Annotated in this window: 26 protein-coding genes; 7 read left to right on the top strand and 19 right to left on the bottom strand. The window is 67.4% G+C overall.

All coding sequences use genetic code 11. The features are described from left to right. Positions 1-23 precede the first annotated feature (23 nt). Together IM738_RS25000 and IM738_RS24995 are read left to right on the top strand one after the other, a co-directional pair. Positions 24-1,655: an AMP-binding protein gene (locus IM738_RS25000; RefSeq protein WP_236963687.1), complete on the top strand. Its 1,632-nt coding sequence runs from the start codon at positions 24-26 to the stop codon at positions 1,653-1,655. Positions 1,656-1,712: 57 nt separating this feature from the next. Then, entirely contained in the window at positions 1,713-2,381 is a 669-nt protein-coding gene (locus IM738_RS24995; protein WP_236963686.1) for a glutathione S-transferase family protein, read from the top strand. A gap of 38 nt (positions 2,382-2,419) precedes the next feature. Here the strand turns inward: IM738_RS24995 and IM738_RS24990 are convergent, their stop codons facing one another. Continuing rightward, positions 2,420-3,178: a DeoR/GlpR family DNA-binding transcription regulator gene (locus IM738_RS24990; RefSeq protein WP_236963685.1), complete on the bottom strand. Its 759-nt coding sequence runs from the start codon at positions 3,176-3,178 to the stop codon at positions 2,420-2,422. A gap of 154 nt (positions 3,179-3,332) precedes the next feature. Here IM738_RS24990 and IM738_RS24985 point away from each other — a divergent pair, with 154 nt between their 5' ends. Both IM738_RS24985 and IM738_RS24980 read left to right on the top strand, forming a co-directional pair. Continuing rightward, positions 3,333-3,671 carry a DUF4406 domain-containing protein gene (locus IM738_RS24985; RefSeq protein WP_236963684.1) on the top strand — a complete coding sequence of 113 codons (339 nt, stop codon included), beginning with the start codon at positions 3,333-3,335 and terminating at the stop codon, positions 3,669-3,671. Between the two features lies 1 nt (position 3,672). Next, positions 3,673-4,293, top strand: a complete 621-nt coding sequence (locus IM738_RS24980; protein WP_236963683.1) for an NUDIX domain-containing protein — start codon at positions 3,673-3,675, stop codon at positions 4,291-4,293. A gap of 9 nt (positions 4,294-4,302) precedes the next feature. On the opposite strand, the gene IM738_RS24975 is transcribed toward IM738_RS24980, so the two are convergent. From IM738_RS24975 to IM738_RS24960, 4 genes are all read right to left on the bottom strand, one after another. Continuing rightward, complete coding sequence (locus tag IM738_RS24975; protein ID WP_236963682.1) at positions 4,303-5,199, bottom strand: hypothetical protein; 897 nt, start codon at positions 5,197-5,199, stop codon at positions 4,303-4,305. Between the two features lie 9 nt (positions 5,200-5,208). After that, a complete protein-coding gene (locus tag IM738_RS24970) occupies positions 5,209-5,883 on the bottom strand; it encodes an HAD family hydrolase (RefSeq protein ID WP_236966412.1) in 675 nt (224 codons plus the stop codon). 2 nt (positions 5,884-5,885) lie between these two features. Beyond that, complete coding sequence (locus IM738_RS24965; RefSeq protein WP_236963681.1) at positions 5,886-6,284, bottom strand: YchJ family protein; 399 nt, start codon at positions 6,282-6,284, stop codon at positions 5,886-5,888. 61 nt (positions 6,285-6,345) lie between these two features. Then, complete coding sequence (locus tag IM738_RS24960; RefSeq protein WP_236963680.1) at positions 6,346-6,786, bottom strand: rhodanese-like domain-containing protein; 441 nt, start codon at positions 6,784-6,786, stop codon at positions 6,346-6,348. 102 nt (positions 6,787-6,888) lie between these two features. On the opposite strand from IM738_RS24960, the gene IM738_RS24955 reads away from it, so the two are divergent. Then, positions 6,889-7,605: a glutathione S-transferase N-terminal domain-containing protein gene (locus tag IM738_RS24955; RefSeq protein WP_236963679.1), complete on the top strand. Its 717-nt coding sequence runs from the start codon at positions 6,889-6,891 to the stop codon at positions 7,603-7,605. A gap of 119 nt (positions 7,606-7,724) precedes the next feature. Here the strand turns inward: IM738_RS24955 and IM738_RS24950 are convergent, their stop codons facing one another. The 9 genes from IM738_RS24950 to IM738_RS24910 form a co-directional block, all read right to left on the bottom strand. Beyond that, on the bottom strand, positions 7,725-9,185 hold the full coding sequence (locus IM738_RS24950) for a TrkH family potassium uptake protein (RefSeq protein ID WP_442908532.1): 1,461 nt from the start codon (positions 9,183-9,185) through the stop codon (positions 7,725-7,727). A 10-nt stretch (positions 9,186-9,195) separates the two neighbouring features. After that, the gene (gene trkA / locus IM738_RS24945; RefSeq protein ID WP_236963677.1) at positions 9,196-10,587 is read right to left on the bottom strand and encodes a Trk system potassium transporter TrkA; all 1,392 of its coding nucleotides are present in this window, start codon (positions 10,585-10,587) and stop codon (positions 9,196-9,198) included. A 249-nt stretch (positions 10,588-10,836) separates the two neighbouring features. Next, positions 10,837-11,967, bottom strand: coding sequence for an acyl-CoA dehydrogenase family protein (locus IM738_RS24940; protein ID WP_236963676.1), 1,131 nt, complete (start codon positions 11,965-11,967; stop codon positions 10,837-10,839). A gap of 30 nt (positions 11,968-11,997) precedes the next feature. Further along, positions 11,998-12,666, bottom strand: coding sequence for an SDR family oxidoreductase (locus tag IM738_RS24935; RefSeq protein WP_236963675.1), 669 nt, complete (start codon positions 12,664-12,666; stop codon positions 11,998-12,000). A 127-nt stretch (positions 12,667-12,793) separates the two neighbouring features. Continuing rightward, positions 12,794-13,984 (bottom strand): acetyl-CoA C-acyltransferase, encoded by a 1,191-nt coding sequence (locus tag IM738_RS24930; RefSeq protein ID WP_236963674.1) that lies wholly within the window; start codon positions 13,982-13,984, stop codon positions 12,794-12,796. A gap of 31 nt (positions 13,985-14,015) precedes the next feature. Beyond that, positions 14,016-15,851 carry a bifunctional isocitrate dehydrogenase kinase/phosphatase gene (aceK, locus tag IM738_RS24925; RefSeq protein WP_236963673.1) on the bottom strand — a complete coding sequence of 612 codons (1,836 nt, stop codon included), beginning with the start codon at positions 15,849-15,851 and terminating at the stop codon, positions 14,016-14,018. Between the two features lie 22 nt (positions 15,852-15,873). Further along, the gene (gene can / locus IM738_RS24920) at positions 15,874-16,542 is read right to left on the bottom strand and encodes a carbonate dehydratase (RefSeq protein WP_236963672.1); all 669 of its coding nucleotides are present in this window, start codon (positions 16,540-16,542) and stop codon (positions 15,874-15,876) included. Between the two features lie 73 nt (positions 16,543-16,615). Then, positions 16,616-17,797 carry an isovaleryl-CoA dehydrogenase gene (locus tag IM738_RS24915; RefSeq protein ID WP_236963671.1) on the bottom strand — a complete coding sequence of 394 codons (1,182 nt, stop codon included), beginning with the start codon at positions 17,795-17,797 and terminating at the stop codon, positions 16,616-16,618. Positions 17,798-17,829: 32 nt separating this feature from the next. After that, positions 17,830-18,276, bottom strand: a complete 447-nt coding sequence (locus IM738_RS24910) for a PaaI family thioesterase (RefSeq protein WP_236963670.1) — start codon at positions 18,274-18,276, stop codon at positions 17,830-17,832. Positions 18,277-18,381: 105 nt separating this feature from the next. Here IM738_RS24910 and IM738_RS24905 point away from each other — a divergent pair, with 105 nt between their 5' ends. Beyond that, positions 18,382-18,990 (top strand): IMPACT family protein, encoded by a 609-nt coding sequence (locus IM738_RS24905; protein WP_236966411.1) that lies wholly within the window; start codon positions 18,382-18,384, stop codon positions 18,988-18,990. A 12-nt stretch (positions 18,991-19,002) separates the two neighbouring features. On the opposite strand, the gene IM738_RS24900 is transcribed toward IM738_RS24905, so the two are convergent. Both IM738_RS24900 and IM738_RS24895 read right to left on the bottom strand, forming a co-directional pair. Continuing rightward, on the bottom strand, positions 19,003-19,368 hold the full coding sequence (locus IM738_RS24900; protein ID WP_236963669.1) for a DUF1304 domain-containing protein: 366 nt from the start codon (positions 19,366-19,368) through the stop codon (positions 19,003-19,005). Between the two features lie 54 nt (positions 19,369-19,422). After that, positions 19,423-19,839: a MerR family transcriptional regulator gene (locus tag IM738_RS24895; RefSeq protein WP_236963668.1), complete on the bottom strand. Its 417-nt coding sequence runs from the start codon at positions 19,837-19,839 to the stop codon at positions 19,423-19,425. Between the two features lie 122 nt (positions 19,840-19,961). Here IM738_RS24895 and IM738_RS24890 point away from each other — a divergent pair, with 122 nt between their 5' ends. Continuing rightward, a complete protein-coding gene (locus IM738_RS24890; RefSeq protein ID WP_236963667.1) occupies positions 19,962-21,032 on the top strand; it encodes an MBL fold metallo-hydrolase in 1,071 nt (356 codons plus the stop codon). On the opposite strand, the gene IM738_RS24885 is transcribed toward IM738_RS24890, so the two are convergent. The 3 genes from IM738_RS24885 to IM738_RS24875 form a co-directional block, all read right to left on the bottom strand. Beyond that, complete coding sequence (locus IM738_RS24885; protein ID WP_236963666.1) at positions 21,019-23,829, bottom strand: DUF3857 domain-containing protein; 2,811 nt, start codon at positions 23,827-23,829, stop codon at positions 21,019-21,021. The two genes, IM738_RS24890 and IM738_RS24885, sit on opposite strands and share 14 nt — an antisense overlap. A gap of 48 nt (positions 23,830-23,877) precedes the next feature. Beyond that, positions 23,878-24,648: a M48 family metallopeptidase gene (locus IM738_RS24880; protein WP_236966410.1), complete on the bottom strand. Its 771-nt coding sequence runs from the start codon at positions 24,646-24,648 to the stop codon at positions 23,878-23,880. Between the two features lie 324 nt (positions 24,649-24,972). After that, the gene (locus tag IM738_RS24875; protein ID WP_236966409.1) at positions 24,973-25,707 is read right to left on the bottom strand and encodes a lysophospholipid acyltransferase family protein; all 735 of its coding nucleotides are present in this window, start codon (positions 25,705-25,707) and stop codon (positions 24,973-24,975) included. Between the last annotated feature and the right edge of the window lie 10 nt (positions 25,708-25,717).

Here is a 25,717-nt window from a genome sequence, read left to right as displayed (position 1 = left end):
CCCACCCTGCCTAGACTGCCCCCATGATCGCCATCGACGACGACACCACCATCGGCCAGGCCTTCTTCGCGGCCTGCGAGCGCTATGCGGGCCACAGCCTGCTGGCCGTGCCCGCCAACCCCGCCCGCGCCCACGACCCCGCCGGCCGGGAGATCCGTTACAGCGACGCGGCCACCGAGGTGCGCGCGCTGATGGCCGCCTACCGCTCGGCCGGCTATGGCCTGGGCCACCGCGTGGGCCTGTTCCTGGAGAGCCGGCCCGAGCACCTGCTGCACAAGCTCGCGCTCAATGCGCTGGGCGTGTGCATCGTGCCCATCAACCCGGACCACCGGCCGCGCGAGCTGGCCTACGTGGTGGACCACGCGCGGCTGGACCTGATCGTGGCGCTGACCTCGCGGGCCGACGCGGTGCGCGAGGCACTGGCCCTGACCCGCCACCAGCCCGCCGTGGCCTGGCTGGAAAGCCTGGACACCCAGCCCCTGCCAACGCCAACCGCCGCGGCCCGGCCCGGCGAACCGGTGGGCGAGACGCCAGCCAGCATCCTCTACACCTCGGGCACCACGGGCCAGCCCAAGGGCTGCGTGCTCTCGCACACCTACGAGCTGGCCGCCGGCCACTGGTACGCCACCCAGGGTGGCCTGGGGACCGTGCGCGAAGGCGTCGAGCGCCTTTACAACCCGCTGCCGCTGTTCCATGTGAACGCGTCCATCCTGTCGTTCTACTGCATGCTGCTCAGCGGCGGCTGCCAGGTGCAGACCGACCGTTTCCAGCCCGGCCGCTGGTGGACCGAGGTGGTGCAGAGCCACGCCACCATCGTGCACTACCTCGGCGTGGTGGTGCCCATGCTGCTCAACCAGCCCGAGAGCGATCTGGAGCGCGCGCACCAGGTGCGCTTTGGCTACGGCGCCGGCGTCGAGCCCCAGCTGCACGCGAAGTTCGAGGCGCGCTACGGCTTCCCGCTGCTCGAACTCTGGGGCATGACCGAGATGGTGCGGCCCCTGTGCGACTGCCACGAACCACGCCAGGTCGGCACCCGGGCCTTCGGCCGCGCACGCCCGGGCCTGGACGCCTGCGTGATGGACGAGGCCGGCCAGGTGCTGCCCGACGGCACCCCCGGCGAACTGGTGATCCGCCACTCCGAAGCCACGCCGCGCCGGCACTTTTTCAGCGGCTACCTCGACCACCCGCAGGCCACGGCCGAGGCCTGGCGCGGCGGCTGGTTCCACACCGGCGACATTGTGAGCCGGGGCGACGACGGCATGTTCCATTTCATGGACCGCCGCAAGAACATCATCCGCCGCTCGGGCGAGAACATCGCCGCCGCCGAGGTCGAGGCGCTGCTGCTCACCCACCCGTGGGTCGCCAACGTGGCGGTGATGGCGCTGCCCGACGAGGTGCGCGAGGAAGAGGTGCTGGCCTGCGTGGTGCTGAAAGACCGCAACGGCCGTGAAACGCCCGAGGCGGCGCGCGCGCTCTTCGACTTTTGCCACCAGCAGCTGGCCTACTACAAAGCCCCCGGCTGGCTCTGGTTTGCGGCCGAGATCCCCACCACTGGCACGCAGAAGATCCTGAAGCACCGCATCTTCCCCGAGGGCACCGACCCACGCGCCCTGCCCGGCATGCACGACCTGCGGCCATTCAAGAAACGCCACTGACACGGCTTTGCATTCAAGCGTGTGAAGGCAACGCCGCACGAACCAGGAACCCGCCCCATGATCGTCTTGCACCACTGCGTCAGCGCCCGCTCCCTGCGTCCCCTGTGGATGCTCGAAGAACTGGGCCTGCCTTATGAATTGCGCGTGCTGCCCTTCCCGCCGCGCGTGCACGCCCGCCCCTACCTGGACCTGAACCCGCTGGGCACCGTGCCCCTGCTGGAAGACGGCGCCACCCGCATGACCGAGTCGGCCGCGATGTGCCAGTACCTCGCGGCGCGCCACAGCCCGGGCTGGCTCGACGTGCAGACCAACGAGCCGGCTTTTGGCGCCTACCTGAACTGGCTGCACATGAGCGACGCCACGCTCACCTTTCCGCAGACGCTGGTGCTGCGCTACACCCACTTCGAACCGCCCGAGCGCCTGCAACCCCAGGTGGCCGCCGACTACGCGCGCTGGTTCCTGGCGCGGCTGCGCGCGGTGGACGCCGCCGTGCAGCACAACGAGCACCTGTGCGCCGGCCGCTTCACCGCCGCCGACGTGGCCGTGGGCTACGCCCTGGTGCTCGCCCGCCACCTGGGCCTGGACGCGCAGTTCCCCCCGGCGGTGGCGGCGTACTGGCAGCGGCTGCAAGACCGCCCGGCCTTCCGGCGGGCCCTGCGCGTGGAGCGAGAAGCGGCGCTGGACCAAGGGGTGGACCCCACGCCTTCACCCGACCTGCGGTTTTGAACTTGCGGCACACCGGGATCACCCCTTCATTCGCTGGTTCAGCCTGCTTTTTGCACCTTGACGCCTCCCCCACGCAGCGCCGTCAGGGTCTTGGGCCGCGTGCTGTCTGGAACGACCAGCAGTGACAGCGCCTTCATCGGCGCAATGACGTAGGCAGAGGCGCTGAGCAGTTTCTCGCTCGACGCGAGCACGATGGTTTCCGCCGCTCTTGCGTGCAGGGCACGCTTCACATCGGCCTCTTCGGCATCGCCGGTGCTGAGCCCCGCCTCGGGGTGCACGCCCGTCACGCCCAGAAAAAACAGGTCGGCACGAAAGCGCGAAGCCGCCTCGATGACCGACGCGCCGACATTCACCATGGAGTGCCGGAACAGCCGCCCGCCCAGCACGATGATGTCCACATGCCGGTGAGCGGCCAGTTCCACGGCCACGTTGGGGCTGTGGGTGATCACGGTGGCGCGAAGGTCGGCCGGCAGATGTCGCGCCAACTGGATGGCGGTGGTTCCACCATCAACGATCACCACCTGGCCCGGCTTGATCAGTTGCGCCCCGAAGCGCCCCAGTGCCTGCTTTTCCTGCGACGACACCTGCTCTCTCACCCTCAGGTCGCCCGTCGCCGCTGACGCGGGCAGCGCACCACCGTGCACGCGCTGCAGCTTGCCCTGCTGAGCGAGCTCGCGCAGATCGCGCCGAATGGTGTCTTCCGAGGTGCCGAGCTCTTCAGCCAGTTCCCCGGCCACGATCTGCCCATGCGTGGCGAGGCGACTGAGGATGAGCTGTTTGCGTTGGGCGGTGAGCATGGGGATCGACGTCGGGTCTCTTGCGCGAGGGATTCGGGCGCGTTACGATTGCGTGATATTACACGACACTGCACGAAATTACACGATGACGATCACTGCACGCCCGCCCCGGCCAAGGGCCCATCCGCTCCTGGTTCTCATCGCCGGGCCCTACATGTCCGGCACCGGTGGAGACCCCGGGCGCATCGCCGCCAACCGCGCGCGGCTGGAGAGCCAGGCCTTGCCCATCTACCAGCGCGGTCACCTTCCGATCGTGGGTGAGTGGGTGGCGCTGCCCATCATTCACGCCGCAGGCGGCAAGGTCCATGGGGACGGGGTGTTTCAGCGGTACCAGTACCCGGTCGCGCACCGGCTGATCGAGCGCTGCGACGCGGTGCTGCGCATCCCGGGCGAATCGAAAGGCGCTGACATGGACGTGGCCCGGGCACGCGAACGGGGGTTGCTGGTGTGCTTCGACGTGAGCGAGCTGCCCGATCGTTGCGAGGCCGCCTGACATGCCGCGCCCGCACCACCGCGAGATCCCCCTGCCAGCGAGCGACCGCGTTCGCATCGTCGAACAGCGCGTCCTGGCCGACGACTGGTTCGTGCTGAAGAAGACCTCCTTCGACTACCGCCACAGCAACGGAAGCTGGCAACGGCTGCACCGCGAAACCTACGACCGGGGCGACGGTGCAGCCCTGTTGCTGTTCAACCGGACGCGGGACACGGTGGTGCTGACCCGCCAGTTCCGCTTTCCCGCCTTCGCCAACGGCCTGGCCGACGGCATGCTGGTGGAGGCCTGTGCGGGCCTGCTGGACGACGAGGACCCGCACGCCGCCATCCGGCGCGAGGTGCAGGAGGAGACGGGGTTTGCCGTGCGCATGCCGCGCAAGATCTTCGAGGCCTTCATGAGCCCAGGGTCTGTCACGGAGCGGCTGCACTTTTTCGTGGCGGAGTACGAGGCCGACGACCGCGTGGGCGGCGGTGGCGGCAACGCCAGCGAGGGCGAAGACATCGAGGTCCTGGAGCTGCCGCTGGCTCGGGCCATGGCCATGATCGGTGCGGGCGAGATCCAGGATGGCAAGACCATCATGCTGCTGCAACACGCCGCGCTGGTCGGACTGGATCGGCTGTAGGGTCCTCTGTCAGCGCCCCGCAGGCAGGATGTCCACCCCGCTGCTCGACGGCGCGGGAATGCCCCGACCTTCCACGTTCGGCGAGGTCACAGGCAAGCCATTGACCAGCGGCCTCTCGGGCGCCACTGCGGGCGCAGGCATCGGCTTCGGTGCCGCAGGCGGTGCCACCGGCGCGGGCGCCTTCCCCAGCCCCAGCTGGTTCACCAGGCTCTGCACCGCCGCGTCCACCTGCACCTTGAGCGATTCGCGCGCGGCGGCGGCGTGCTCGTCGTTCAGGCGCGGGCCGCGCAGCAGCGCGGGCGCGGGCACACGCTGGGCGGTGGTCACGGTGGCTTCGCCGAGCACAGCGCCGAAGGTGCTGGGCACAAGCAGGTCCACCCGCAGAGAGGCGTGGGCCACCGACTCGGTGCCTAGTTGCAGGATGCTGCGCTGCGCGATGCCGAGGCCGAAGAAGCCTTCCTTGGTGGCCCAGATGCTGTCGGCCGACGGCGCGCCCGAGATCAGCAAGACGTGGTCGGTCGGCGTCTTGAGTTCCTTCAGTTCCTTGAGCGCTTCCTCGCGGCGGGTCGAGGTGATGGTGGCGCGCTGCACGCTGGAAAAACGCCCTGAGGCCCTGAGCAGCTCCACCGTGCGGGTTTCGAGCTGCTCCTTGAAGCCCCAGTCGGGCACGAAGGCTTCGCCATGCTCGTTGTTGAACACGGTGGTGCCCCGCCACGAGAGGCGCAGCGTGGTGCCGATGGTGCTGATGACGGTGATGGATTTGCCGAGCAGGCGCGCCTGCACGCTCGTCGTTTCGACGCTGGAGCAGGCGGCGAGGCCGAGGCCGGCCAGCGGCATGAGCCGCAGAAGCGGGGAGAGGGGCAAGGCGGTGCTGTGGCCCAACAGTTGGCGGCGGGTGAGGTGCATGGCGCGTTTTTACCGCAGAGCGGGCAGTGCTAGCGCGAGTTCGGCCATGTGCCGCATGACGCGGGCTACCGGCAGGCCCTCGAAGGCGCGGCCGTCGCCGTGCTGGCAGTAGCCCCAGACGGTGGCGCCGGCCGCGAGGCCGGCCTGCGCGCCGGTGGCGGTGTCTTCGATCACGAGACAGCGCACGGGGTCCACGCCCAGGTGGGCGGCGGCGGCTAGGTACACATCGGGGTGCGGCTTGGAGCGCGGCTGGTCGTGGCCGCTGAAGATGCGGTCGCCGAAATACGGCGACATGCCGGCCATGCCGATCTGCATCACGACCTTGGGCCGGTCGGCGCCGGAGGCGCAGGCGATGCGGCCGGCCGTGTGGCCGTGGGCGGCGATCACGGCGTCGAGCGCGCCCTGCACGGTCTGCAGCTCGGCGCGCAGGCGTTCATCGCGCCGGGCGTAGAAGGCGCGCATCCAGGCGTCGGTGAGCGGCCGGCCGGTCTCGGCCTCGATGCGCGCGGCCTCGTCGCGCACGGCCTTGCCGATGAAGATGCGCTCGCATTCGGTCGGGCTCAGCGCCCAGCCAGCCTCGTTGAGCATCTGGCGCAAGACGCCGTTGGTGATGGGCTCGCTGTCGACGAGCACGCCGTCGCAATCGAACAGCACGGCTTCAAATTTCGCGATGTCACGTCTCATCGTCACTTCAGATCTCCGTCCACATAGAACCAGCGCCCGCCTTCGCGCACGAAGCGGCTGGTCTCACTCAGGCGCACACCGCGCCCACCCACGCGCGAGCGCGCGACGAACTGAACCTCGGCGTGGTCGGCGTCGATCACGCGGTGGCGTTTGACCTCCAGGCCGAGCCATTTCTGGCCCGGCTCCAGCGTGAGCTCGGCGGGCCGGGTGCTGGGGTGCCAGCTGGCGCTCAGGTAGGCCACGCGGCTCAGCACGAAGGCGCTGTAGCGCGAGCGCATGAGGCTCTCGGCGTCGGGCGCGGGGGTGTCGTGGTCGAGGTAGCGGCCGCAGCAGGCGTCGAACGCCAGGACCTTGCCTCGCGCATCGGCTCGCCCGCAGGGGCACGGGATGAACTCGGTCATGGAGGTCCTTCGCCCTTCGGGCTGCGGTGCGAGCTTGCTTGGGAACGGCCCGGCGCTGCGCTCATGCGGCCGGTTTGCGCGCCGCGTGGCGGGCCTTGTGGGCTTCCATGGTTTCGGTGGGCGCGCCGGCTTTGGCCCAGGCGCCAAAGCCACCTTCGACATGGGCCACGTTGCTCATGCCCATCTCTTGCAGGGCCTTGGCCGCCAGTGCGCTGCGCCAGGCGCCGCCGCAGAAGAGCACGAACTCCTTGCGCTCGTCGGCGAACACGGGCTTGAAATACGGCGAGTCCGGGTCGACCCAGAATTCGAGCATGCCGCGCGGTGCGAGCAAGGCGCCGGGCACGGTGCCTTCGCGCTCCAGCTCGCGCGGGTCGCGGATGTCGACCATCTGCAATGTCGGGTCGTTGGCCTGCAGGCGCTCGCGCACCTGCTCGACGCTGTAGGTGGTGATCTGCGCGGTGGCTTCGTCCACGAGGGCGCGGAATCCTTTGGTGATGGGCATGGCGGTCTCCTTGTTTGAGCGGGTCCATGTTAGCGGCGACCAGCACGCGGAGCGTGGCGATGGTAGCGTGTCGGGCGTTGTCCAACGAGGAGCCAAAGCACCATGACCACCACGACCGACCTGTCCGCCTTCCCCATCACCAAAAAGTGGCCCGCCACCCACCCCGACCGCCTGCAGCTCTACAGCCTGCCCACGCCCAACGGCGTGAAGGTGTCGATCCTGCTGGAGGAGCTGGGCATGCCCTACGAGGTGCACCGCGTGTCCTTCGACACGCAAGACCAGTTTTCGCCCGAGTTCCTGTCGCTGAACCCGAACAACAAGATTCCCGCCATCCTCGACCCGAACGGCCCGGGTGGCCGGCCGCTGGCGCTGTGGGAGTCGGGCGCGATCCTGGTCTACCTGGCCGAAAAAACCGGCCGCTTCCTGCCCACCGAGCCCGCCGCGCGCTATGAAACGCTGCAGTGGCTGATGTTCCAGATGGGCGGTGTCGGCCCCATGTTTGGCCAGGTCGGTTTCTTCACCAACTTCGGTGGCAAGGACTACGAAGACAAACGCCCGCGCGACCGCTACACCGCCGAATCGAAGCGCCTGCTCGGCGTGTTGAACGACCGCCTGAAAGGCCGCGCCTGGATCATGGGCGACGACTACACCATCGCCGACATCGCCATCTGGCCCTGGGTGCGCAACCTGGTCGAGCGCTACAAGGCCGGCGACCTGGTGGGCTACGCCGAGTTCACCGAGGTGCAGCGCGTGGTGGCGGCGTTTGTCGCGCGGCCAGCGGTGGCCAAGGGATTGACCATTCCCGCAGCACCGAACTGAAGTGCGCCACGAGGAATGACGTGCCTCAAACCGAGGGCACCGCGGAACCGGCTTTGCCGGGCCGCCAGTGCCGCCCCCCTTGAGGGGGGTGGCGCCGAAGGCGACGCGGGGGGTGCTCTCTACCTCCTCCAGAAGGCGCCGGTGAAGAGCACCAGCACGCTCAACAACTCCAGCCGCCCCAGCAACATCGCGTAGGTCAGCACCCAGATCTGGAAATCGGTGAGCACGCCGAAGTTGCTGGCTGGCCCGACCAGGCCCAGGCCCGGGCCGATGTTGTTGACCGTGGCCACGACCGATGAAAACGCCGTCACCTGGTCGAGCCCCGTGAACAGCAGCACCATGGTCAGGCCCATGATCGTGGCGCCATAGATCAGCATGAAGCCGAAGGTCGCGGTCATGACCGACATGGGCAGCACCGCGCCCCCGAGCGTGACCGGATTCACCACCCGCGGATGCACGATGCGCACCAGCTCGCGCCGCGCCTGCTTGATCAGCAGGATCATGCGGACCATCTTGATGCCGCCCCCCGTGGAGCCGGCGCAGGACACGAACGAGCCCAGGAACATCAGCAGCACCGGCGCAAACACCGGCCACTGCGCGTAGTCGGTCGAGGCATAGCCGGTGGTGGTCGCGAGCGACAGCACGTGAAAGGCGCTGCTGTGCAGCGACTGCGCGAAATCGCCATAGACGCCGTGCGCCGTCAGCAGGATGGCCACCAGCAGGATCGAGATCGACAGCACCGTCACGTAGGTGCGGATTTCCCGGTCGGCCGTGATCGGGCGCAAGGTGCGGCCACGGATGACAACGAAATAGCGCACGAAGTTGATGCCCGCGAGCGCCATGAACACCATCGCCACCCACTCGACCTTCTGCGAATTGAAATGCCCCATGCTGGCGTCGTAAGGTGAAAACCCGCCCAGCCCCATGGTCGAACACATGTGCATGAAGGCGTCGGCCCAGCCCATGCCGGCCCAGCGGTAGGCCAGAAGGCAAGCGACGGAGAAGCCGAAGTAGACGCTCCAGAGCCCGCGGGCGGTCTCCGAGATGCGCGGGGTGAACTTGGCGTCCTTCATCGGGCCCGGCGTCTCGGTCTTGTAGACCTGATAGCCCCCCAGGCCCAGCATGGGCAGCACCGCCACCACCAGCAGCATGATGCCCAGGCCGCCGATCAGCTGAAGGAAGCAGCGCCACACATTGACCGACACCGGCAGGCTGTCGAGCCCGCTCAGTGCCGTGGCGCCCGTGGCCGTGAGCGCGCTCATGGCCTCGAAATAGGCCTTGACCCAGGTGATGTCGGGCACGGTGTACATCAGCGGGATGGCGGCATAGGCCGGCAGCAGCAGCCACACCAGGTTCACCAGCAAGAAGCCGTCGCGCGCCTGCAGCTCGCGGCGGTGGCTGCGTGTGAGCCACCACAGCACCACGCCGCTGCCCAGGCTCAGCGCAAAGCCCGCCTCCCAGACCAGCAGGTGGTGGTGGGCATCGAGGAACCAGGCCCAGGCCAGCGGCACGAGAAAGGTGGGGGAGAAGCCGATCAGGATGCGGGAAAAGATGGCGAGGGCGGGCAGCAGGGTGAACAGCATCGCAGGGTCACCCGAAGAAGGTGGCGCCCACCTGGAACAGCTTCTCGACCTCGCGCACGAGCCGCTTGTGGGGGATGAACATGATGATGTGGTCGTCGGTCTCGATCACCCTGTCATGGTGCGGCATCAGCACCTCCGAGCCGCGCCCCTCGCCGCGCACGATGGCGCCGATGCGCGCGCCCTTGGGCAGCTTGATCTCTTCCACCTTGCGGCCCACCAGCTTGGAGGTTTTCAGGTCGCCGCGCGCCACACCTTCGAGCGCCTCGGCCGCGCCCCGGCGCAGGCTGTGCACCGCCACCACGTCGCCACGCCGCAGGTGCGTGAGCAGTTCGCCGATCACGGTCTGCGACGGCGAGATCGCGATGTCGATGGTGCTGCCCTGCATCATGTCGGCGTAGGCGCGCCGGTTGATCAGCGACATCACACGCCCCGCCCCCATGCGCTTGGCCAGCATCGACGACAGGATGTTGTCTTCGTCGTCGCTGGTGAGCGCGAGGAACAGGTCCATCTCGCCCACGTTTTCTTCCAGCAGCAGGTCCTCGTCGGCCCCGTCACCGTTCAGCACCAGCATGCTGGACGGCAACTGGCTCGCCAAGTACTCGCAACGCGTCTTGTCACTCTCGATGATCTTGACTTCACACTGGCCGACCAGGCTGCGCGCCAGCCGCAGCCCCACCTTGCCCCCGCCGGCGATCATCAGGCGCTGCACCGGCTTGTCGATGTTGTGGATGGCACCGAGCACGAACCGGATCTTCTGCGTGTCGGCCAGCACGAAGACCTCGTCACCCGCGAGGATGCGCGTGCTCTTGGTGGCCTCCACCTCGGTGTCCTGGCGGTAGAGCGCCACCACGCGCATCTGGGCCTGCGGGAAGCGCTCGCGGAACTCCCCGATGGTGTGGCCCGCCAGCGCGCTGCCCTGCGTCGCGCGCACCGCGATCAGGCTGGCGCGCCCGTCGGCGAACTCCAGCACCTGCAAGGCCTCGGGGTAGCTGATGAGCTGGTGGATGTAGCGCATCACCGACTCTTCGGGGCAAATCACATGGTCCACCGCGAAACCGCTCTTGCCCAGCAGCGGATCGCCTTCGATGAACTCGGGGGACCGCAGGCGGGCAATGGTGCTGGGCACGTTGAAGATGTCGTGCGCCACCTTGCAGACCACCAGGTTGGACTCGTCGCTGGCGGCGCAGGCGATCACCATGTCGGCGTCCTGGGCACCCGCCTCGCGCAGCACCGAGGGCTGGATGCCGTTGCCCACCACCCCCCGCAGGTCCAGCCGTTCTTCCAGCAGCCGCAGCCGGGCCGGGTCCTGGTCGATGACGGTGATGTCGTTCTGCTCGGAAACCAGGCTTTCCGCGACGCTTTCGCCCACGCGGCCGGCGCCCAAGATGATGATGTTCATGGTGGAACGATCATACGAGTGGTTCTGGCTCGCCAGCGTTTCCGGTATCGACCTCGCGGGCTTGCGGACGCGGTGCGCTCTGCTCCGCGGCTGTCCCCCGACCCGGCTTCGCCGGGTCTCCTCCTTGATGCCGCTGCGCAGAGCACACCGCGCCCGCAAGCTGAAGTGATGTACGTGCGTACCTGTCCGAACACCAAAGAGGTCATCGGTCGTGGGGATGACCGGAGCCACCGCAGACAACCCAGGAACTCAGGTCAAAGCCCGTTGGATGATGATTTTCTGCACGTCGCTCGTGCCTTCGTAGATCTGGCACACACGCACGTCGCGGTAGATGCGTTCGACCGGGAAGTCGCTCACGTAGCCGTAGCCCCCAAACACCTGGATGGCATCGCTGCAGACCTTCTCGGCCATCTCGCTGGCAAACAGCTTGGCCATGGCCGCCTCTTTCAGGCAGGGCTGGCCGGCGTCGCGCAGGGCGGCGGCGTGGTGGGTGAGCGCGCGCGCGGCCTCGATCTGCGTGGCCATCTCGGCGAGCCTGAACCCCACCGCCTGGTGGTTGAAGATGGGTTGGCCAAAGCTCTCTCGCTCTTTCGCGTATTTCACGGCGCACTCGAACGCACTGCGTGCCATGCCGATGCTCTGCGAGGCGATGCCGATGCGCCCGCCTTCGAGCGCGCTCAGCGCGATCCTGTAGCCCTCGCCTTCGGCGCCGATCAGGTTCTCGGCCGGGATGCGGCAGTGGTCGAAGTTGATCTGCGCCGTGTCGCTGCTGTGTTGGCCGAGCTTGTCTTCCAGCCGCGCGACCACGTAGCCCGGCGCGCTGGTGGGCACGATGAAGGCGCTCATGCCCTTCTTGCCGGCACCCTTGTCCGTCACCGCGATCACGATCGCGACATCGCCGTTCTTGCCGCTGGTGATGAACTGCTTGACGCCGTTGATCACGTACTCGTCGCCCTCTTTCACCGCCGTCGTGCGCAGCGCGGAGGCGTCGGACCCCACGTGCGGCTCGGTCAGGCAGAAGGCGCCGAGCATCTGGCCGGCGGCCAGCGGGCGCAGCCACTGTTCTTGCTGCTGCGCATTGCCGTAGCGCATGAGGATGGCGTTGACCGGGCAGTTGGTCACGCTGATCACGGTGCTGGTGCCGCCGTCGCCGGCGGCGATCTCTTCGAGCACGATGGCCAGGGTCTGGTAGCTCAGGCCCGCGCCGCCCAGCGCTTCGGGCACGCAGATGCCGTAAGCGCCCAGCTCGGCCAGCCCCTTGTGCACGTCTTTGGGAAAGTGGTGTTCCTTGTCCCACTTCGCGGCGTTGGGCCAGAGCTGTTCCTGGGCAAAGGCGCGCACGGCGTCGCGGATCATCACCTGGTCGTCGGTCAGCAGCATCTTGTGTGTCTCGTTGATGTTTTGAAAGTCTTACCAGTGCTCGGCGCGCCGGCCGTCGTGGTGGATCAGGCGGCCGTTGTCTTCGGGGGCCACGCTGGCGAGCACCGCGCGCAGGCCGCGCACGCTGGCCTCGGCCGTCAGCGGCGCGGCGCCGCCGCCCATGTCGGTCTGCACCCAGCCCGGGTCCAGCGTCACCAGACGGGCCTTGGGGTAGTCGAAGCGCGCGCTGCTCACGGCCATGTTCAGCGCCGCCTTGCTCACGCGGTACAGCCAGCTGTTGCTGCCCGGCACGCTGCCGATCTGGCTCATGGCACTCGACAGCGCAGCGAACACGCCCCCGCCCTCCTCGACCCAGGGCAGCACCTGCGGGATCACCTGCATGGCCCCCAACAGGTTGGTGTGCATCAGTTGGTCGAAGGCCTGCTGGGTGGGTGGGGTGGTCGCGTTGCCGCGATCGATCACGCCCGCCACGTACAACGCCACATCCAGCTTCTCGCCATCGAGTTGCCAGGACAGGCCGCTCACGCTGGCGGGCTGGGCCACGTCCAGCAGCAGCGGCTCGGCGCCGAGCGCCCGCAAGCGCTCCAGACCGTCGTCATCGCGCGCGGTGGCGATGACGCGGTCGCCCGCCTCGCGGTACTGGCGCACGAATTCGAGGCCGATGCCGCGCGACGCGCCGATGACTAGAACTGTGCTCATGTTGCCTCTATGGGTTTCTTATCCAGAGCCACTGCGGAACCGGCTGTGCCGGGCCGCGTGTGGCGCCCCCTTTGAGGGGGCCGCGCGCAGCGCGACGGGGTGAATCACGGACCGCGGCGCGGGGGTGTTACATCAGTTCTATGGCCATCGCCGTGGCTTCACCGCCGCCGATGCACAGCGTGGCCACACCCTTCTTGCCGCCACGCGCCTGCAGCGCGTGCAGCAGCGTCACCAGGATGCGCGCACCGCTCGCGCCGATGGGGTGACCCAGCGCGCAGGCACCGCCGTTCACATTCACCTTTTCATGCGGAATCGACAGCTCGGTCATCAGCGCCATGGGCACCACGGCGAAGGCTTCGTTGATTTCCCACAGGTCCACGTCGGCCACGGTCCAGCCGGTCTTGGCCAGCAGTTTCTGCGTGGCGCCCACCGGCGCGGTGGCGAACCAGTTGGGTTCCTGCGCGTGCGTGGCGTGGCCAATGATCGTGGCCAGAGGTTTCAGGCCCTGCGCCTTCGCGGTCGAGGCGCGCATCAGCACCAGCGCGGCGGCACCGTCGTTGATCGACGAACTGGAGGCGGCGGTGATGGTGCCGTCTTTCTTGAACGCGGGCTTGAGCGAGGTCACCTTGTCGAGCTTGACCTTGCCCGGGCCTTCGTCGGTGGACACCACGCGTTCGCCGCTGCGGTCTTTCACCGTCACGGGCGCGATCTCTTTGGCGAAGGCGCCGCTCTCGGTGGCGGCCTTGGCGCGCGTCACCGAGGCGATGGCGAAGGCGTCCTGTTGTTCGCGGGTGAAGCTGTACTTGGCGGCGCAGTCTTCGCCGAAGGTGCCCATGCTGCGGCCGGCCTCGTAGGCGTCTTCCAGGCCGTCCAGCATCATGTGGTCGTAGATCTTGTCGTGGCCCATGCGGTAGCCGCCGCGGCCCTTGAGCATCAGATACGGCGCGTTGGTCATGCTCTCCATGCCGCCCGACACCATCACGGTCGCGCTGCCGGCCAGCAGCATGTCGTGCGCGAGCATGGTGGCCTTCATGCCCGAGCCGCACATCTTGGACAGCGTCACGGCGCCGGCCGACAGCGGCAGCCCGCCCTTGAGCGCGGCCTGGCGCGCGGGCGCCTGGCCCTGGCCGGCCATCAGGCAGTTGCCGAACAGCACCTCGTCGACCAGCGACTTGTCGACGCCCGAGCGCTCGACGGCGGCCTGGATGGCCACGCCGCCGAGATCGTGTGCGGACTGGGAAGCGAAGTCGCTCTGGAACGAACCCATGGGGGTGCGCGCGGCGCCGACGATGACGATGGGGTCTGTGGATGCGGTCATGAAAGTCTCCGATCAGAAGTGAAAAAAAAGGTCAGTCCAGCAGCTCTTTGTCCGCCTGGACATGGAAGCGCCGGTCGCGCTCGTAGGGAAACACGTCAAACACATGGCCCGCAGCGATGCGCTCTTTGTGAGCCTGCCAGAAGGCGGCGTCGAGCAGGTCGGCGTGGTGCTTCATGAACTCCTCGCGCACCATCGGGTTGCCGAGCAGGAAGGGGCCGAAGGTCTCGGGGAACACGTCGTTCTTCGCCACCGAATACCAGACCTCGCCCGACATCTCGTCTTCTTCGTTGCGCGGCGCCGGCACACGGCGGAAGTTGCAATCGGTGATGTACTCGATCTCGTCGTAGTCGTAGAACACGACCTTGCCGTGGCGCGTGATGCCGAAGTTCTTCCACAGCATGTCGCCCGGGAAGATGTTGGCCGCCACGAGGTCCTTGATGGCGTTGCCGTACTCCACCACGGCGCGGGTGAGCTGCTGGCGCGCGCGCTTGAGCGACAGGTCGTCCACCCCCTCGGCCCGCAGTGCGTCAAACGCCTCCTGCAGATAGATGTTGAGCGGGATCATGCGCCGCTCGATGTAGCAATGCTTGAGGATGACCTCGATGTCCCCGTCCCCGTTGCGGTCGCTAATCTCCAGCTGGCTCGGCGCGAATTTCTGGATCTCGGCGATCAGCTCGTCGGTGAAGCGCTCGCGTGGGAAACCCACCTCGGAAAACTCCAGCGTGTCGGCCATGCGGCCCACCCGGTCGTGCTGTTTCACCAGCAGGTACTTGCCACGGATCTGCTCGCGCGTGGTGTCCTTCTGCGGTGGGTAGTAGTCCTTGATCACCTTGAACACGAAGGGAAAGCTCGGCAGGTCGAACACCAGCATCACCATGCCCTTGATACCGGGCGCGATGCGGAACTTGTCGGTGGAATGCCGCATGTGGAAGAGGAAGTCGCGGTAGAACAGCGTCTTGCCCTGCTTGGCCAGACCGAGCGCGTTGTAGAACTCGGCGCGCGGCTTGCGCGGCATCATGCCGCGCAGGAACTGCACGTAGGCGCTGGGGATTTCCATGTCCACCATGAAGTAGGCGCGCGCGAAGCTGAAGAGGATCAGCAGGTCGTCTTCGCCGAACAGCGCCGCGTCCACCACCAGCTGGCCCTCGGCGTTGTGCAGGATCGGCAGCGCGAACGGCACCTCTTGAAATCCGTTGATGATCTTGCCCACCACATAGGCGCCCTTGTTGCGGAAGAACAGGCCCGAGAGCACCTGGAACTGGAAGTTGGCGCGCAGCTTCACGTGGTCGAAGTGCGGCTTCATGGCACCCAGCACCAGCCTCGCATCGCGCGCCTGGTCTTCGAAGGGCACGCACAGACCGAAGTCCTGCAGCATGCGCAGGACCTCGCCCTCCATGCTGTCGGCGGTCGGGTAGTAACAGCGGTAGGTGGGTGCGGCCTGCGGCTCTTCGTTTTCGATGTACTCGGTGGAGACCGCCGGGCGCACGAAGATGAAATCGTTCTGGAAGTAGGCGCGCTGCAGGATTTTGGTGCAGACCGAGTTGAAGAAGGTCTCGGCCAGCTCGGGCTGGTGGTGGTTCACCAGCAGCCCGATGTAGTGCAGCTTGACCTGCTCCCACACGTCCATGGCTTGCTGCTCGGCCTTGAACTCCTTGTGCAGGCGCATCACGCATTCGTTGACGCGCAGGTCGTAGAACTCGATGCGCTCGCGCTGTGCGCGCTGCTGGCCGCGCCAGTCGCGCGTCTCGAAGCGGTGTTTGGCGCGCGCCGACTCGGTGCGGAACAGCCGGTAGTGGCGGTTGAAGCCGTCCATCATCGCCTTGGCGATGGCGTAGGCCACGGTGGAGTCGAGTCGCTGGGGAAACATGCCGGGCCTTGTGTCGGCAGGTTCAGGCGGCCGTGTTCCGGCGTTTGGCCGCCACACCCGCCAGCGCCGCCTGGTAGATGGACTCCAGCCCACCAGCGCCATCCACCGTCATCAGCATGTCGCGCAACAGGCCGTCGCTCAGGGCGTACACCCAGGCGTGCAGCGTGAGCGACTGGCCGCGCGCCCAGGCGTCCTGCACCACGGTGGTCTGGGCCACGTTCATCACCTGCTCGATGGCATTGAGTTCGCACAGCACCTCGACCCGGAAGTCTTCCGGCGTGGCCGCGATGAGCGCGGCGTGGCGGTCGCGCACATCCTTGATGTGGCGCAGCCAGTTGTCGGCCAGCCCCACGCGGGTGTCGTTCAGCGCGGCCTTCACGCCACCGCAGCCGTAGTGGCCCACCACCATCAGGTGTTTCACCTTCAGCTGATCCACCGCGAACTGGATGGTGGACAGGCAGTTCAGGTCGGTCGGCACCACCACGTTGGCCACGTTGCGGTGCACGAACACCTCGCCGGGCGCCAGACCGGTGATCTGGTTGGCCGGCACGCGGCTGTCGGAACAGCCGATCCACATGTACTGCGGACTCTGCTGGGCCAGCAGGTCGGTGAAGAAGGTGGGCTTCTCGCGAACCATGGCCGCAGCCCATTCGCGGTTGTGGTCAAACAGGTCTTGCAGCGATGAACTCATGGGGCAATCAGAAGTGGTTGAACAGCCTGGCCATTGTCGGGCAAGGCCGTTTCACCCCGGCTTCAATTGTGGTTCAGCAGGTCTCGGCGAACAGTTCGCGGCCGATCAGCATGCGGCGGATTTCCGATGTGCCGGCGCCGATTTCGTACAGCTTGGCGTCGCGCCAGAGGCGGCCCAGCGGGTACTCGTTGATGTAGCCGTTGCCGCCGTAGATCTGCACGCCTTCGCCCGCCATCCAGGTGGCCTTCTCGGCGGTCCAGAGGATCACGCTCGCGCAATCCTTGCGCACCTGGCGCACGTGGTCGGTGCCCAGCAGGTCCAGGTTTTTGGCCACGGTGTAGGCGAACGAGCGCGCGGCCTGCAGCACGGTGTACATGTCGGCCACCTTGCCCTGGATGAGCTGGAACTCGCCGATGCTCTGGCCGAACTGCTTGCGGTCGTGGATGTAGGGAATCACGTTGTCCATGACCGCCTGCATGATGCCCAGCGGTCCGCCGGTGAGCACGGCGCGCTCGTAGTCCAGGCCCGACATCAGCACCTTGGCGCCCATGTTCAGGCCACCCAGGATGTTCTCGGCCGGCACCTCGACGTTCTGGAACACCAGCTCGCCGGTGTGGCTGCCGCGCATGCCCAGCTTGTCGAGCTTCTGCGCGATGCTGAAACCGGGCATGCCTTTTTCGATCAGGAAGGCGGTGACGCCACGCGCGCCCATCTCGGGCTCGCTCTTGGCGTAGACCACCAGGGTGTCGGCGTCGGGACCGTTGGTGATCCACATCTTGTTGCCGTTGAGCAGGTAATAGCCGCCCTTGTCTTCGGCCTTGAGCTTCATGCTGATCACGTCGGAGCCGGCGCCGGGTTCGCTCATGGCGAGCGCGCCCACGTGTTCGCCGCTGATCAGCTTGGGCAGGTACTTCGCCTTCTGCTCGGGCGTGCCGTTGCGGTTGATCTGGTTCACGCACAGGTTGCTGTGCGCGCCGTAGGAGAGACCCACCGAAGCGCTGGCGCGGCTGATCTCTTCCATGGCCACCATGTGCGCCAGGTAACCCATGTTGGCGCCGCCGTACTGCTCGGGCACGGTGATGCCGAGCACGCCCAGTTCGCCCATCTTGCGCCAGCAGTCCATGGGGAACTGGTCGGTTTTGTCGATCTCGGCCGCGCGCGGGGCGATCTCGGCTTGCGCAAATTCGCGCACCGCGTCGCGCAGCGCGTCGATGTCTTCACCGAGCTGGAAATTGAGGCCGGGCAGGTTGTTCATGGGGGGGGCTCCTTGGGTTCGATCGGATGGGTTCAATAGGTCTTGGGCACCGGCACCAGCGTCTGCTGCATCACGGCGCAGTCCGATTGCTTGCCGTCGGCCGCCACATGCACCACCTCCGCGGTGGTGACGATGATGCGTTTGCCGGCCTTGGTGACGCGGCCCGTGGCCTGCAGCTCGCCGCCCTGGAAGGCCGCGAGGAAGTTGATCTTGTATTCCACGGTCGTGACTTCCATGCCTTCGGGCGCCACCGTGAGCGCGGCGTAGCCGCCCGCGATGTCGGCCAGCGCGCCCATGGCGCCACCGTGGAAGCCGCCCTGCTGCTGCGTCACGCGGTCGGAATACGGCAGCACCAGCGTCACGGTGCCGGGCGCCACGGCCAGCAGGCGCACGCCCAGCTGCACCATCATGCCCTGCCGCTCCAGGCTGGACTGCACGCGCTGGCGCAGGGCGTCGTTCGGATTCACGGGCTCGGTCATGGCAGCATTCAATTGACGTTTACGTAAACGTCAATTATGACCCATGCCACCGACGACCCGCAAGCCCGGGAGAACCCGTGGCATCACCGGTATGCTTCCAGCCCCATGCCCTACGCCCTGCAAGCCCCGGTCCACAGCGAACTGGTGATCAAGAAAAGCCGCTTCATCGGCTGCGTCGAAACCGTGCCCGACCGCGCGGCGGCGCTGGCCCGTGTGGCGGCCTTGCGCGCCGAACACCCGGGCGCCACGCACGTGTGCTGGGCGCTGATGGCGGGCGGGCATTCGGCCGCCAACGACGACGGGGAACCGGGCGGCACGGCCGGTCGGCCCATGCTGGAGGTGCTGCGGCACCAGGACCTGGAAGGTGTGCTCGCCACCGTGGTGCGCTATTACGGCGGCACACCGCTGGGCGCGGGCGGCCTGGTGCGCGCCTACACCGACAGCGTGGCCCAGGCCCTGCTGAAGGCCGAGAAGGTCGCCGTGATCCGGCACACCACGCTGCGCTGCGTCTTGCCCTACGCGCTGGAAGGCTGGCTGCGGCGGGAGCTCGACGCGCACGGCGCGAGCCTGCTGGAGGCCTTGCATGGCGAGGGCGTGGCCGTGACGCTGCAACTGCCCGAGGCCCACGCCCAAGCGCTGGTGGCGCGCATCAACGACGCGGGCCAGGGCAAGGTGGTGTGGGTCAGAGACCCGGCGTCAGACGGCAGCGACTGACGCCTTCACCGCTCAGGCCGGGCGGGACAGGAACACGAGCACCAGCCCGATCGCCGCCGGCAGCGCCTGCACGAACAGGATCTTGCGGCTGGCGGTGGCCGCGCCATACAACCCGGCGACCAGCACGCAGAGCAGGAAAAACACCTTCACGCCAAAACCTTCGGCACCGAGCCACAGGCCCCAGAGCAGGCCCGCCGCCAGAAAGCCGTTGTACAGCCCCTGGTTGGCCGCGAGCACCTTGGTGAGGGCGGCTTTCTCGGGCGTGTTGCCGAAGGCCTTCAGGCCGGCCGGCTGGTCCCAGAGGAACATTTCGAGCACGAGAAAGTAGAGGTGCAAGAGCGCAACGAGCACGACGACGACGCTGGCGATCAGGGCCATGGGAACTCCAGAACAAAGGATGCTGCCGGCGCGGCAGCGGCGCGAGCGCGCAGTTTAGGCCTTGTCGGGCCTGGGAGCCTTGTCCAGCTTGGCCAGCAGGGCCCGGGCCTCCTTCTCGTGCACCTTGACCTCTTCGAGGTTGGCCGTCAGGTCGGCCAGCTGGTCTTCGATCTGCCGCTTGTGCCCGGCCAGGATGCTGAGGAACTTGTGCAGTTGCGGCCCGGTGTCGCGCGGGCTGTCGTACATCTGGATGATGTCCTTGGCCTCGGTAAGCGACAGCCCCAGGCGTTTGGCGCGCAGCGTGAGCTTGAGACGGGTGCGGTCGCGCGCGCTGTAGACCCGGTTGCGCCCACCCGGGCCTTCGCGCTGCGGTTGCAGCAGACCCATGTCTTCGTAGAAGCGGATGGCGCGCGTTGTCAGGTCGAACTCGCGCGCCAGATCGCTGATGGTGTAGGTCGGGTTGCTCGCCATGGAACGGTGAAGGCCTTGTCGGGTAACGGACAGCAGGTCGGAGCCCCGCTCCGTAGAATGCCCTGCATATTGACGTTTACGTCAACGTCAGTCGTCGGCATCTTAACGGAATCCACCCCCGCATGAATCCCCCCACCCGAGAGCAGCTCGAAGCCCGCTTGCACTACCCGCTGGGCGACGCGCTGCCCGACACCGGCCACACGCTCACCGTGGCGCCCGGTGTGAAGTGGATCCGCATGGCGCTGCCCTTCGCGCTCGACCACATCAACCTCTGGCTGCTGCGCGACACGCAGGATGGCCGCGAGGGCTGGACGGTGGTGGACTGCTGCATCTCGCGCGACGAAGCCCGGGCGCAGTGGGAACAGATCTTCGCCAACGAGCTGGAAGGCCTGCCCATCCTGCGCGTGATCGTGACCCACATGCACCCGGACCACATCGGGCTGGCGCACTGGCTGTGTGAACGGTGGTCGTGCATGTTGTGGATCAGCGCGACGGACCACCTCTCGGCCCGCCTCGCCTCGCAGAGCACCAGCGGTTTCGGCGGCGCCAGTGCGGCCGATTTTTTTGCGGCACACGGCATGACCGACGCCAGCAGCCTGGAACAGATCCGCGGTCGCGCAAGCTACTACCCCGGCATGGTGCCCGCCGTGCCCGCGCGCTACCACCGCCTGATGGACGGCCAGACGATCGCCATCGGCGGGAACGGCTGGCGCTGCATCAGCGGTTACGGCCATGCGCCGGAACACATCGCGCTCTACAACGACGAGTTGCGGGTGCTGATCAGCGGCGACATGGTGCTGCCGCGCATCAGCACCAACGTGAGCGTGTACGACATGGAGCCCGAGAGCGACGCGCTCACGCTGTTCCTCGACTCGCTGGTGAAGTTCCTGCCCCTGCCCGAGGCCACGCTGGTGCTGCCCTCGCACGGCAAACCGTTCACCGGTCTGCACGAGCGCATCCGGCAACTGCAAGAGCACCACGCCGAGCGCCTGGACGAGCTGCTCGACGCCTGCCGAGAGCGGCCCTGCAGCGGCGCGGACGCCATTCCCGTGTTGTTCAAGCGCCCGCTCGACCTGCACCAGACCACCTTCGCCATGGGCGAAGCGGTGGCGCACCTGCACCGGCTGTGGTTCGGCGGCCTGGTGCGGCGCGAGCGCGATGCCTCGGGGGTGTACCGGTTCAGCGCGGCGTGAACGGTGGCTGCAGCTCAAAGCCGGCGGCGACATGCTCGATGTAGACCGTCATGCCCTTGGACACCGTCTGACGGAAGGCGTCGGCAGCGCGCTCAACTTGCCCCTGCGTCTTGAGGTGCTGCCCGAGATAGAACCAGGCTTCAGCCAGCGCCATGTGCTGATCGTCACCGGACTTCTTGTTCACCTCGGCCATCATCTGCTCGGGTGACAGCAGACCAGCCTGCAGCGCCAGCGCTGGTCGCGGCCAATCGCCCGTGGGACTGACTCGCGAAGCACGTTCCAGGTCCTCGGGCAACGGGCGACCCAACTGACGCAGCGTCCATGCGTGCCACAGCCTTGCATACAAGCGGTCGGACTCGTCGTCCTGCAACGCCGTGGCACGTGCAAAGTCCTCGGCGGCCAGAGGCAGTTGTCCCTGGTAGTAACGCGCGATGCCACGTCTGTAGTGAACCATGAAGGCATCCTGCCCCATCACCAGCGCACGGCTGAAGTCCGACACGGCCGCGTCAAAGCGGCCGTTGCTGAAGTTGAGATTACCGCGGCACTGCCAAGAACGTCCCGACTCAGGCACCTGCTTGACAGCGCCCTCTGCGTCCACCAGTCCCAGCGCGGCCTCGCCCAGATCGGCATGCGCCTCGCCACGGGTGCAAAGCGCTTCGGCCAGGTCATCCCCGGTGAGTCGCCCACCAGCCAGTGCGCGACCCGTGGCCTGCACCGTGACCTTGAGGCGCTCGCGCATCTTGTCCATGGCCGACTGCCGCCCAAGGCCAAACAGGCCTTCACGCTTGATCTCGTCACGCCCCACCACCAGCACGCCGCCCACTTCGCGATCGAGCTTGCGCACCTCTTCAATGAGGGTTGGCAGCTCAGTGGCCTGGACCTCGGGCGCCAGCGATTCGAACACGAGCTTGAGCGATGCATCCCGCCCCCGGAACGACGACTCGATGCGGGCCCTGAAAAATGGCGACTCGATCGCCCGGGTGCTCGGGTCGTTGACCACACCCACCGACTCCGGCCACCGCATCTGCACCTGGTACTGCAAGGTATTGGGATACGAGGGCATGAGCACCGGGAACTGACGCGTGATGCGCTCGGGAATGAGCACGCTGCCGCGCAGGTTGGCCGCCTGGTAGTTCATTACCCAGGCACCGTTCACCTCGCGCACCAGCTTGGGAACACGGTAGCCGGAGGTGATCCGCATGCGGTTCTGGATCGGGTCGTCGGTGAACTCCGGACCGCGCACCAGCGCCAAGCCCGGGTATCGTTTGTCGTAGCCGCTGAGCGCCCATTGGCGTTTCTGCACATCGTCGAGCTGGGGCAGTGCCGCACGGAAGGTCTCGGCATCCAGGCCATTGAGGATCATCTCGGTGTCGAGCTGGCCGTCACCCTCGAAGGCATCCAGCGTGAAGCGTTCCACCAGCGTGTTGCGAAACACCTCGCTGCGCAGCACCGAACGCACGACCACCGGGCCCTGACTGTCGGCCCGGGCGGGAAAAACCTCGGCATCTTCCAGGTGCTGACCCATGCGCGCGAGCGTCCCGGTTTGCCCCGTTCGCGTGGGGTCGACAAAGTAGGCATTGCCTCCCAGCCGCACCCGGACCACAGCGTGATCAAAGACGTCCGGGCTTGGCAACATGCCACTCATGTTGCGGCGAATGCGCAACGACGCCAGCACCGGGTCGGCCTCGATGCCGAGGGCGCGCAACATGCCGACCAGCAGGAGCGTCTTGTCCTTGCAGTCGCCATACCGGTTGCTCAGCACCTCGGCCGCCGCGTGCGGCCGGTGCGAACTCTCCCCCAGCAAGACCGAGTGGTAGCGGATGTTGTCCTGCACCCAGCGCAAGGCCTCGCTGGCCCGCGCCTCGTCGTCGGGCAGGGCACGCAGCCGAGCCAGCACCGGCCCCAGTTCGGTGGGCAGGGACTCCGGCTGTTGAAACAGCTCGGCCGCCCACTGCCCCACCTCGGCCCAACTGGCGTACTCGCTGAACTGCAGCCAGTGCACCGGCCGGGCATAGGCCGGCATGTTGGGCTCGATATCGACGGCGGTCATGCCACGTGCCTCAAACACGGTTCGGCGCAAGCCCGCCTGAACCTGTTCGACCGGTTCGGGCAAACGGGTGCCACGACCGTCTCCGATCCAGCGCCAGGCGATGCGCCGCTCAGCCGGAGACAACAGCGTCACGCGACGGTGCAACACCGGCGTGGTCTCTTCCCAGGAGGCGCTTTCGGAATAGCGCGCGCCCATGATGGGGTTGCTGCCTACCACGCTGTAGACGAGATGAAGCGCATCGCCGACCCGGATGTCAGGCAGCACCAGGGACGCGGTGATGACGCCGTTGTAGATGCCCTGCTCCAGCTGCATCTCACGCTGCAGGAAGCGCACCGGAACCGTCCCGGTGTGATCAATGACCTGCCCGTTGCGCAACACCGCCAGTCGGTGCAACGAGAGCTTCTGGTAGGCGGGATTGAACTGCAGGGCCACTTGACCGAGCCTCCCCAGCAGACCGCTGTCGTTGGCCTGGACCACGCGGTTGCTCACCCAGGCTGGCGTGCCTGACGCCTGGAGGTGGGTGTCGGCCAGGTGCACCACCATGGCCTTGCCGGTGGCGCTCAGCGTGGGCAAAGGCGCGAGCTGGGCCCAGTCGGGCACGGGCAAGCCCCTTGAAAAAGCGCCCGCCGCCAACTGGACTTCCTTGAGGCCGGCCTGCCCCTCCTCGGCCCGCGCCGGCACCGTCATGGCAGCCAACGTCATCGACACCACCATCGCTCCAAGCCAGCGAACCACCGTTTCCCTCATGTTTTTCCTCTCTGCTCTCTGTGTATTTGTCGGGCCCTGTGGCCCCGTCTACTCGCCCAGCGGCACCGCCGACCGCTTGAGTGCCTGGCGGCGCTCGATGTGATCGGGCATCACGCTCGCGACCACGTCCCAGAACTGCGGGCTGTGGTCCATGTGGCGCAAGTGGCTGAGCTCGTGCACGACCACGTAGTCGATCATGTCCATCTTGAGGTGGATCAGCCGCCAGTTCAGGCGGATGGTGCCGTCGGCGCTGGCGCTGCCCCAGCGCGTGCCGGCGCTGGACAGGCGCAGAACCTTGTAGCCCACGCCCAGCTGCGGCGCGAACACCGCCAGCCGCTCGGCGAACACGCGCTTGGCCTGTTTCATCAGCCAGGCCTGCGCGGCGTCGCGGATCTGCCCCTCGTTCGCGTTGCGTGCCAGCCCGAGCTTCAGCGTGCCTTGCCCGCCCTCGGCGCCGGGCTCCAGCACCGCGCCCACCTGCGAAAAGCCGTGCGCCGGGTCCAGCTGCAGGCGCACGCGCTGCCCCAGAAATTCAAACTCGGCGCCGTCGGCCCACACGGTGCGCGAGCGGGCCAGTTCCCCCGCGCGTTCGCGCGCCTGCTGCAGCTTCTCCAGCACCCAGCCCGACTTCTGGTTCAGCAGCGCCTCCACCTCGCCCAGCGGCGTCCAGCGCGGCGCGCTCACCGTCAGCCCCTCGTGGCTCACCGACAGCCCGATGGTGCGGCGCTTGCCCCGCTTGAACTCGTATGCCACCTCGCAACCGCTCAGCCGCAACAGCCGGTTGGCGCGCGGGTGGTGCCAGGTGCCCGGCTGGAACACCTGGTTCAAGGGCTCGGCTGGCGGGGCACCGGGCCCAGGCACGCGGGCGCGCGGTGCAGGCGCGGACAGCGGGGCCAACGGGGCGGACCCGGTCAGGAAGTCCAGCGCAAGTTGCACGAAACCCGACATCGACTCAAACCCCTCCGGAGCGAAATGCCCGAACCCAGAACAACGAAGAACCGGCTTTGCCAGGCCGCAGTTGTTGACCCTGCCAGACCTGACCGGCGAGAAATGCCCAAACCCAGGATGCGGTGGAACCGGCTCCGCCGGGCCACTCGCATCGCCCCCTTGAGGGGGTCGCGCGCAGCGCGGCGGGGGTGCAGCTCACCGGTACGCCTCGGGGTCGAGGCGGTGCATCTCGGCCTCGATCCAGTCCTCGACTTCCTGCATCAGCTCGTCCGGCTGGCGGCCGGCGCTGGGAATCGGCTTGCCGATCGAAAACTCGACCGTGCCCGGCTTCTTGATGAAGGCCTTGCGCGGCCAGCATTTGGCCGAGGTCACGGCCACCGGGATCACGGGCGCGCCGGTGCGGATCGCCAGCCGGGTGCCACCGCTCTTGTAGGTGCCCTTCTGGCCGCGGTCGATGCGCGTGCCCTCGGGGAACATGATGACCCAGGTGCCCTGGTCCAGCAGGCGCTGGCCTTGCTGCACCACCTTCACGAAGGCGCGCGCGCCATCGGCACGGTCGATGTGGATCATGTCCATGCGCGCCATGGCCCAGCCGAAAAACGGCACCCTCAGCAGCTCCTTCTTGAACACGAAGGCCAGCGGGTGCGGCATCAGCGCCGCCATGCTGAAGGTCTCCCAGAGCGACTGGTGTTTCACGAGCAGCACCGCCGGCGCCTTGCTGCCCACCGGCAGGTTCTCGTAACCGATCACCTGGTTGCGGATGCCCAGGATGACAGTGCCGCCGTCCACCGCCAGCTTGAGCCAGCGCGCGCACATCCAGTAGATCTGCGTGCTGTTGAGCAGGGGCGCGACGATCACCACCGCCAGCGCCCACGGCACCACGGTGACGGCCATGAACAGCAGGTGCAATACCGAACGCAGCAGGTTGATCAGGATCATG

The sequence above is a fragment of the Hydrogenophaga sp. SL48 genome (assembly GCF_021729865.1).
Lineage (GTDB): Bacteria > Pseudomonadota > Gammaproteobacteria > Burkholderiales > Burkholderiaceae_C > Hydrogenophaga.
This window is presented reverse-complemented; position numbering and strand designations above follow the sequence as displayed.

What these genes read in the sequence shown, in the direction of transcription:
- IM738_RS25000 (WP_236963687.1), top strand. Translation starts at nt 24, where the DNA reads ATGATCGCCATCGACGACGACACCACCATCGGCCAGGCCTTCTTCGCG.
- IM738_RS24995 (WP_236963686.1), top strand. Translation starts at nt 1,713, where the DNA reads ATGATCGTCTTGCACCACTGCGTCAGCGCCCGCTCCCTGCGTCCCCTG.
- IM738_RS24990 (WP_236963685.1), bottom strand. Translation starts at nt 3,178, where the DNA reads ATGCTCACCGCCCAACGCAAACAGCTCATCCTCAGTCGCCTCGCCACG.
- IM738_RS24985 (WP_236963684.1), top strand. Translation starts at nt 3,333, where the DNA reads ATGTCCGGCACCGGTGGAGACCCCGGGCGCATCGCCGCCAACCGCGCG.
- IM738_RS24980 (WP_236963683.1), top strand. Translation starts at nt 3,673, where the DNA reads ATGCCGCGCCCGCACCACCGCGAGATCCCCCTGCCAGCGAGCGACCGC.
- IM738_RS24975 (WP_236963682.1), bottom strand. Translation starts at nt 5,199, where the DNA reads ATGCACCTCACCCGCCGCCAACTGTTGGGCCACAGCACCGCCTTGCCC.
- IM738_RS24970 (WP_236966412.1), bottom strand. Translation starts at nt 5,883, where the DNA reads ATGAGACGTGACATCGCGAAATTTGAAGCCGTGCTGTTCGATTGCGAC.
- IM738_RS24965 (WP_236963681.1), bottom strand. Translation starts at nt 6,284, where the DNA reads ATGACCGAGTTCATCCCGTGCCCCTGCGGGCGAGCCGATGCGCGAGGC.
- IM738_RS24960 (WP_236963680.1), bottom strand. Translation starts at nt 6,786, where the DNA reads ATGCCCATCACCAAAGGATTCCGCGCCCTCGTGGACGAAGCCACCGCG.
- IM738_RS24955 (WP_236963679.1), top strand. Translation starts at nt 6,889, where the DNA reads ATGACCACCACGACCGACCTGTCCGCCTTCCCCATCACCAAAAAGTGG.
- trkA (WP_236963677.1), bottom strand. Translation starts at nt 10,587, where the DNA reads ATGAACATCATCATCTTGGGCGCCGGCCGCGTGGGCGAAAGCGTCGCG.
- IM738_RS24940 (WP_236963676.1), bottom strand. Translation starts at nt 11,967, where the DNA reads ATGCTGCTGACCGACGACCAGGTGATGATCCGCGACGCCGTGCGCGCC.
- IM738_RS24935 (WP_236963675.1), bottom strand. Translation starts at nt 12,666, where the DNA reads ATGAGCACAGTTCTAGTCATCGGCGCGTCGCGCGGCATCGGCCTCGAA.
- IM738_RS24930 (WP_236963674.1), bottom strand. Translation starts at nt 13,984, where the DNA reads ATGACCGCATCCACAGACCCCATCGTCATCGTCGGCGCCGCGCGCACC.
- aceK (WP_236963673.1), bottom strand. Translation starts at nt 15,851, where the DNA reads ATGTTTCCCCAGCGACTCGACTCCACCGTGGCCTACGCCATCGCCAAG.
- can (WP_236963672.1), bottom strand. Translation starts at nt 16,542, where the DNA reads ATGAGTTCATCGCTGCAAGACCTGTTTGACCACAACCGCGAATGGGCT.
- IM738_RS24915 (WP_236963671.1), bottom strand. Translation starts at nt 17,797, where the DNA reads ATGAACAACCTGCCCGGCCTCAATTTCCAGCTCGGTGAAGACATCGAC.
- IM738_RS24910 (WP_236963670.1), bottom strand. Translation starts at nt 18,276, where the DNA reads ATGACCGAGCCCGTGAATCCGAACGACGCCCTGCGCCAGCGCGTGCAG.
- IM738_RS24905 (WP_236966411.1), top strand. Translation starts at nt 18,382, where the DNA reads ATGCCCTACGCCCTGCAAGCCCCGGTCCACAGCGAACTGGTGATCAAG.
- IM738_RS24900 (WP_236963669.1), bottom strand. Translation starts at nt 19,368, where the DNA reads ATGGCCCTGATCGCCAGCGTCGTCGTCGTGCTCGTTGCGCTCTTGCAC.
- IM738_RS24895 (WP_236963668.1), bottom strand. Translation starts at nt 19,839, where the DNA reads ATGGCGAGCAACCCGACCTACACCATCAGCGATCTGGCGCGCGAGTTC.
- IM738_RS24890 (WP_236963667.1), top strand. Translation starts at nt 19,962, where the DNA reads ATGAATCCCCCCACCCGAGAGCAGCTCGAAGCCCGCTTGCACTACCCG.
- IM738_RS24885 (WP_236963666.1), bottom strand. Translation starts at nt 23,829, where the DNA reads ATGAGGGAAACGGTGGTTCGCTGGCTTGGAGCGATGGTGGTGTCGATG.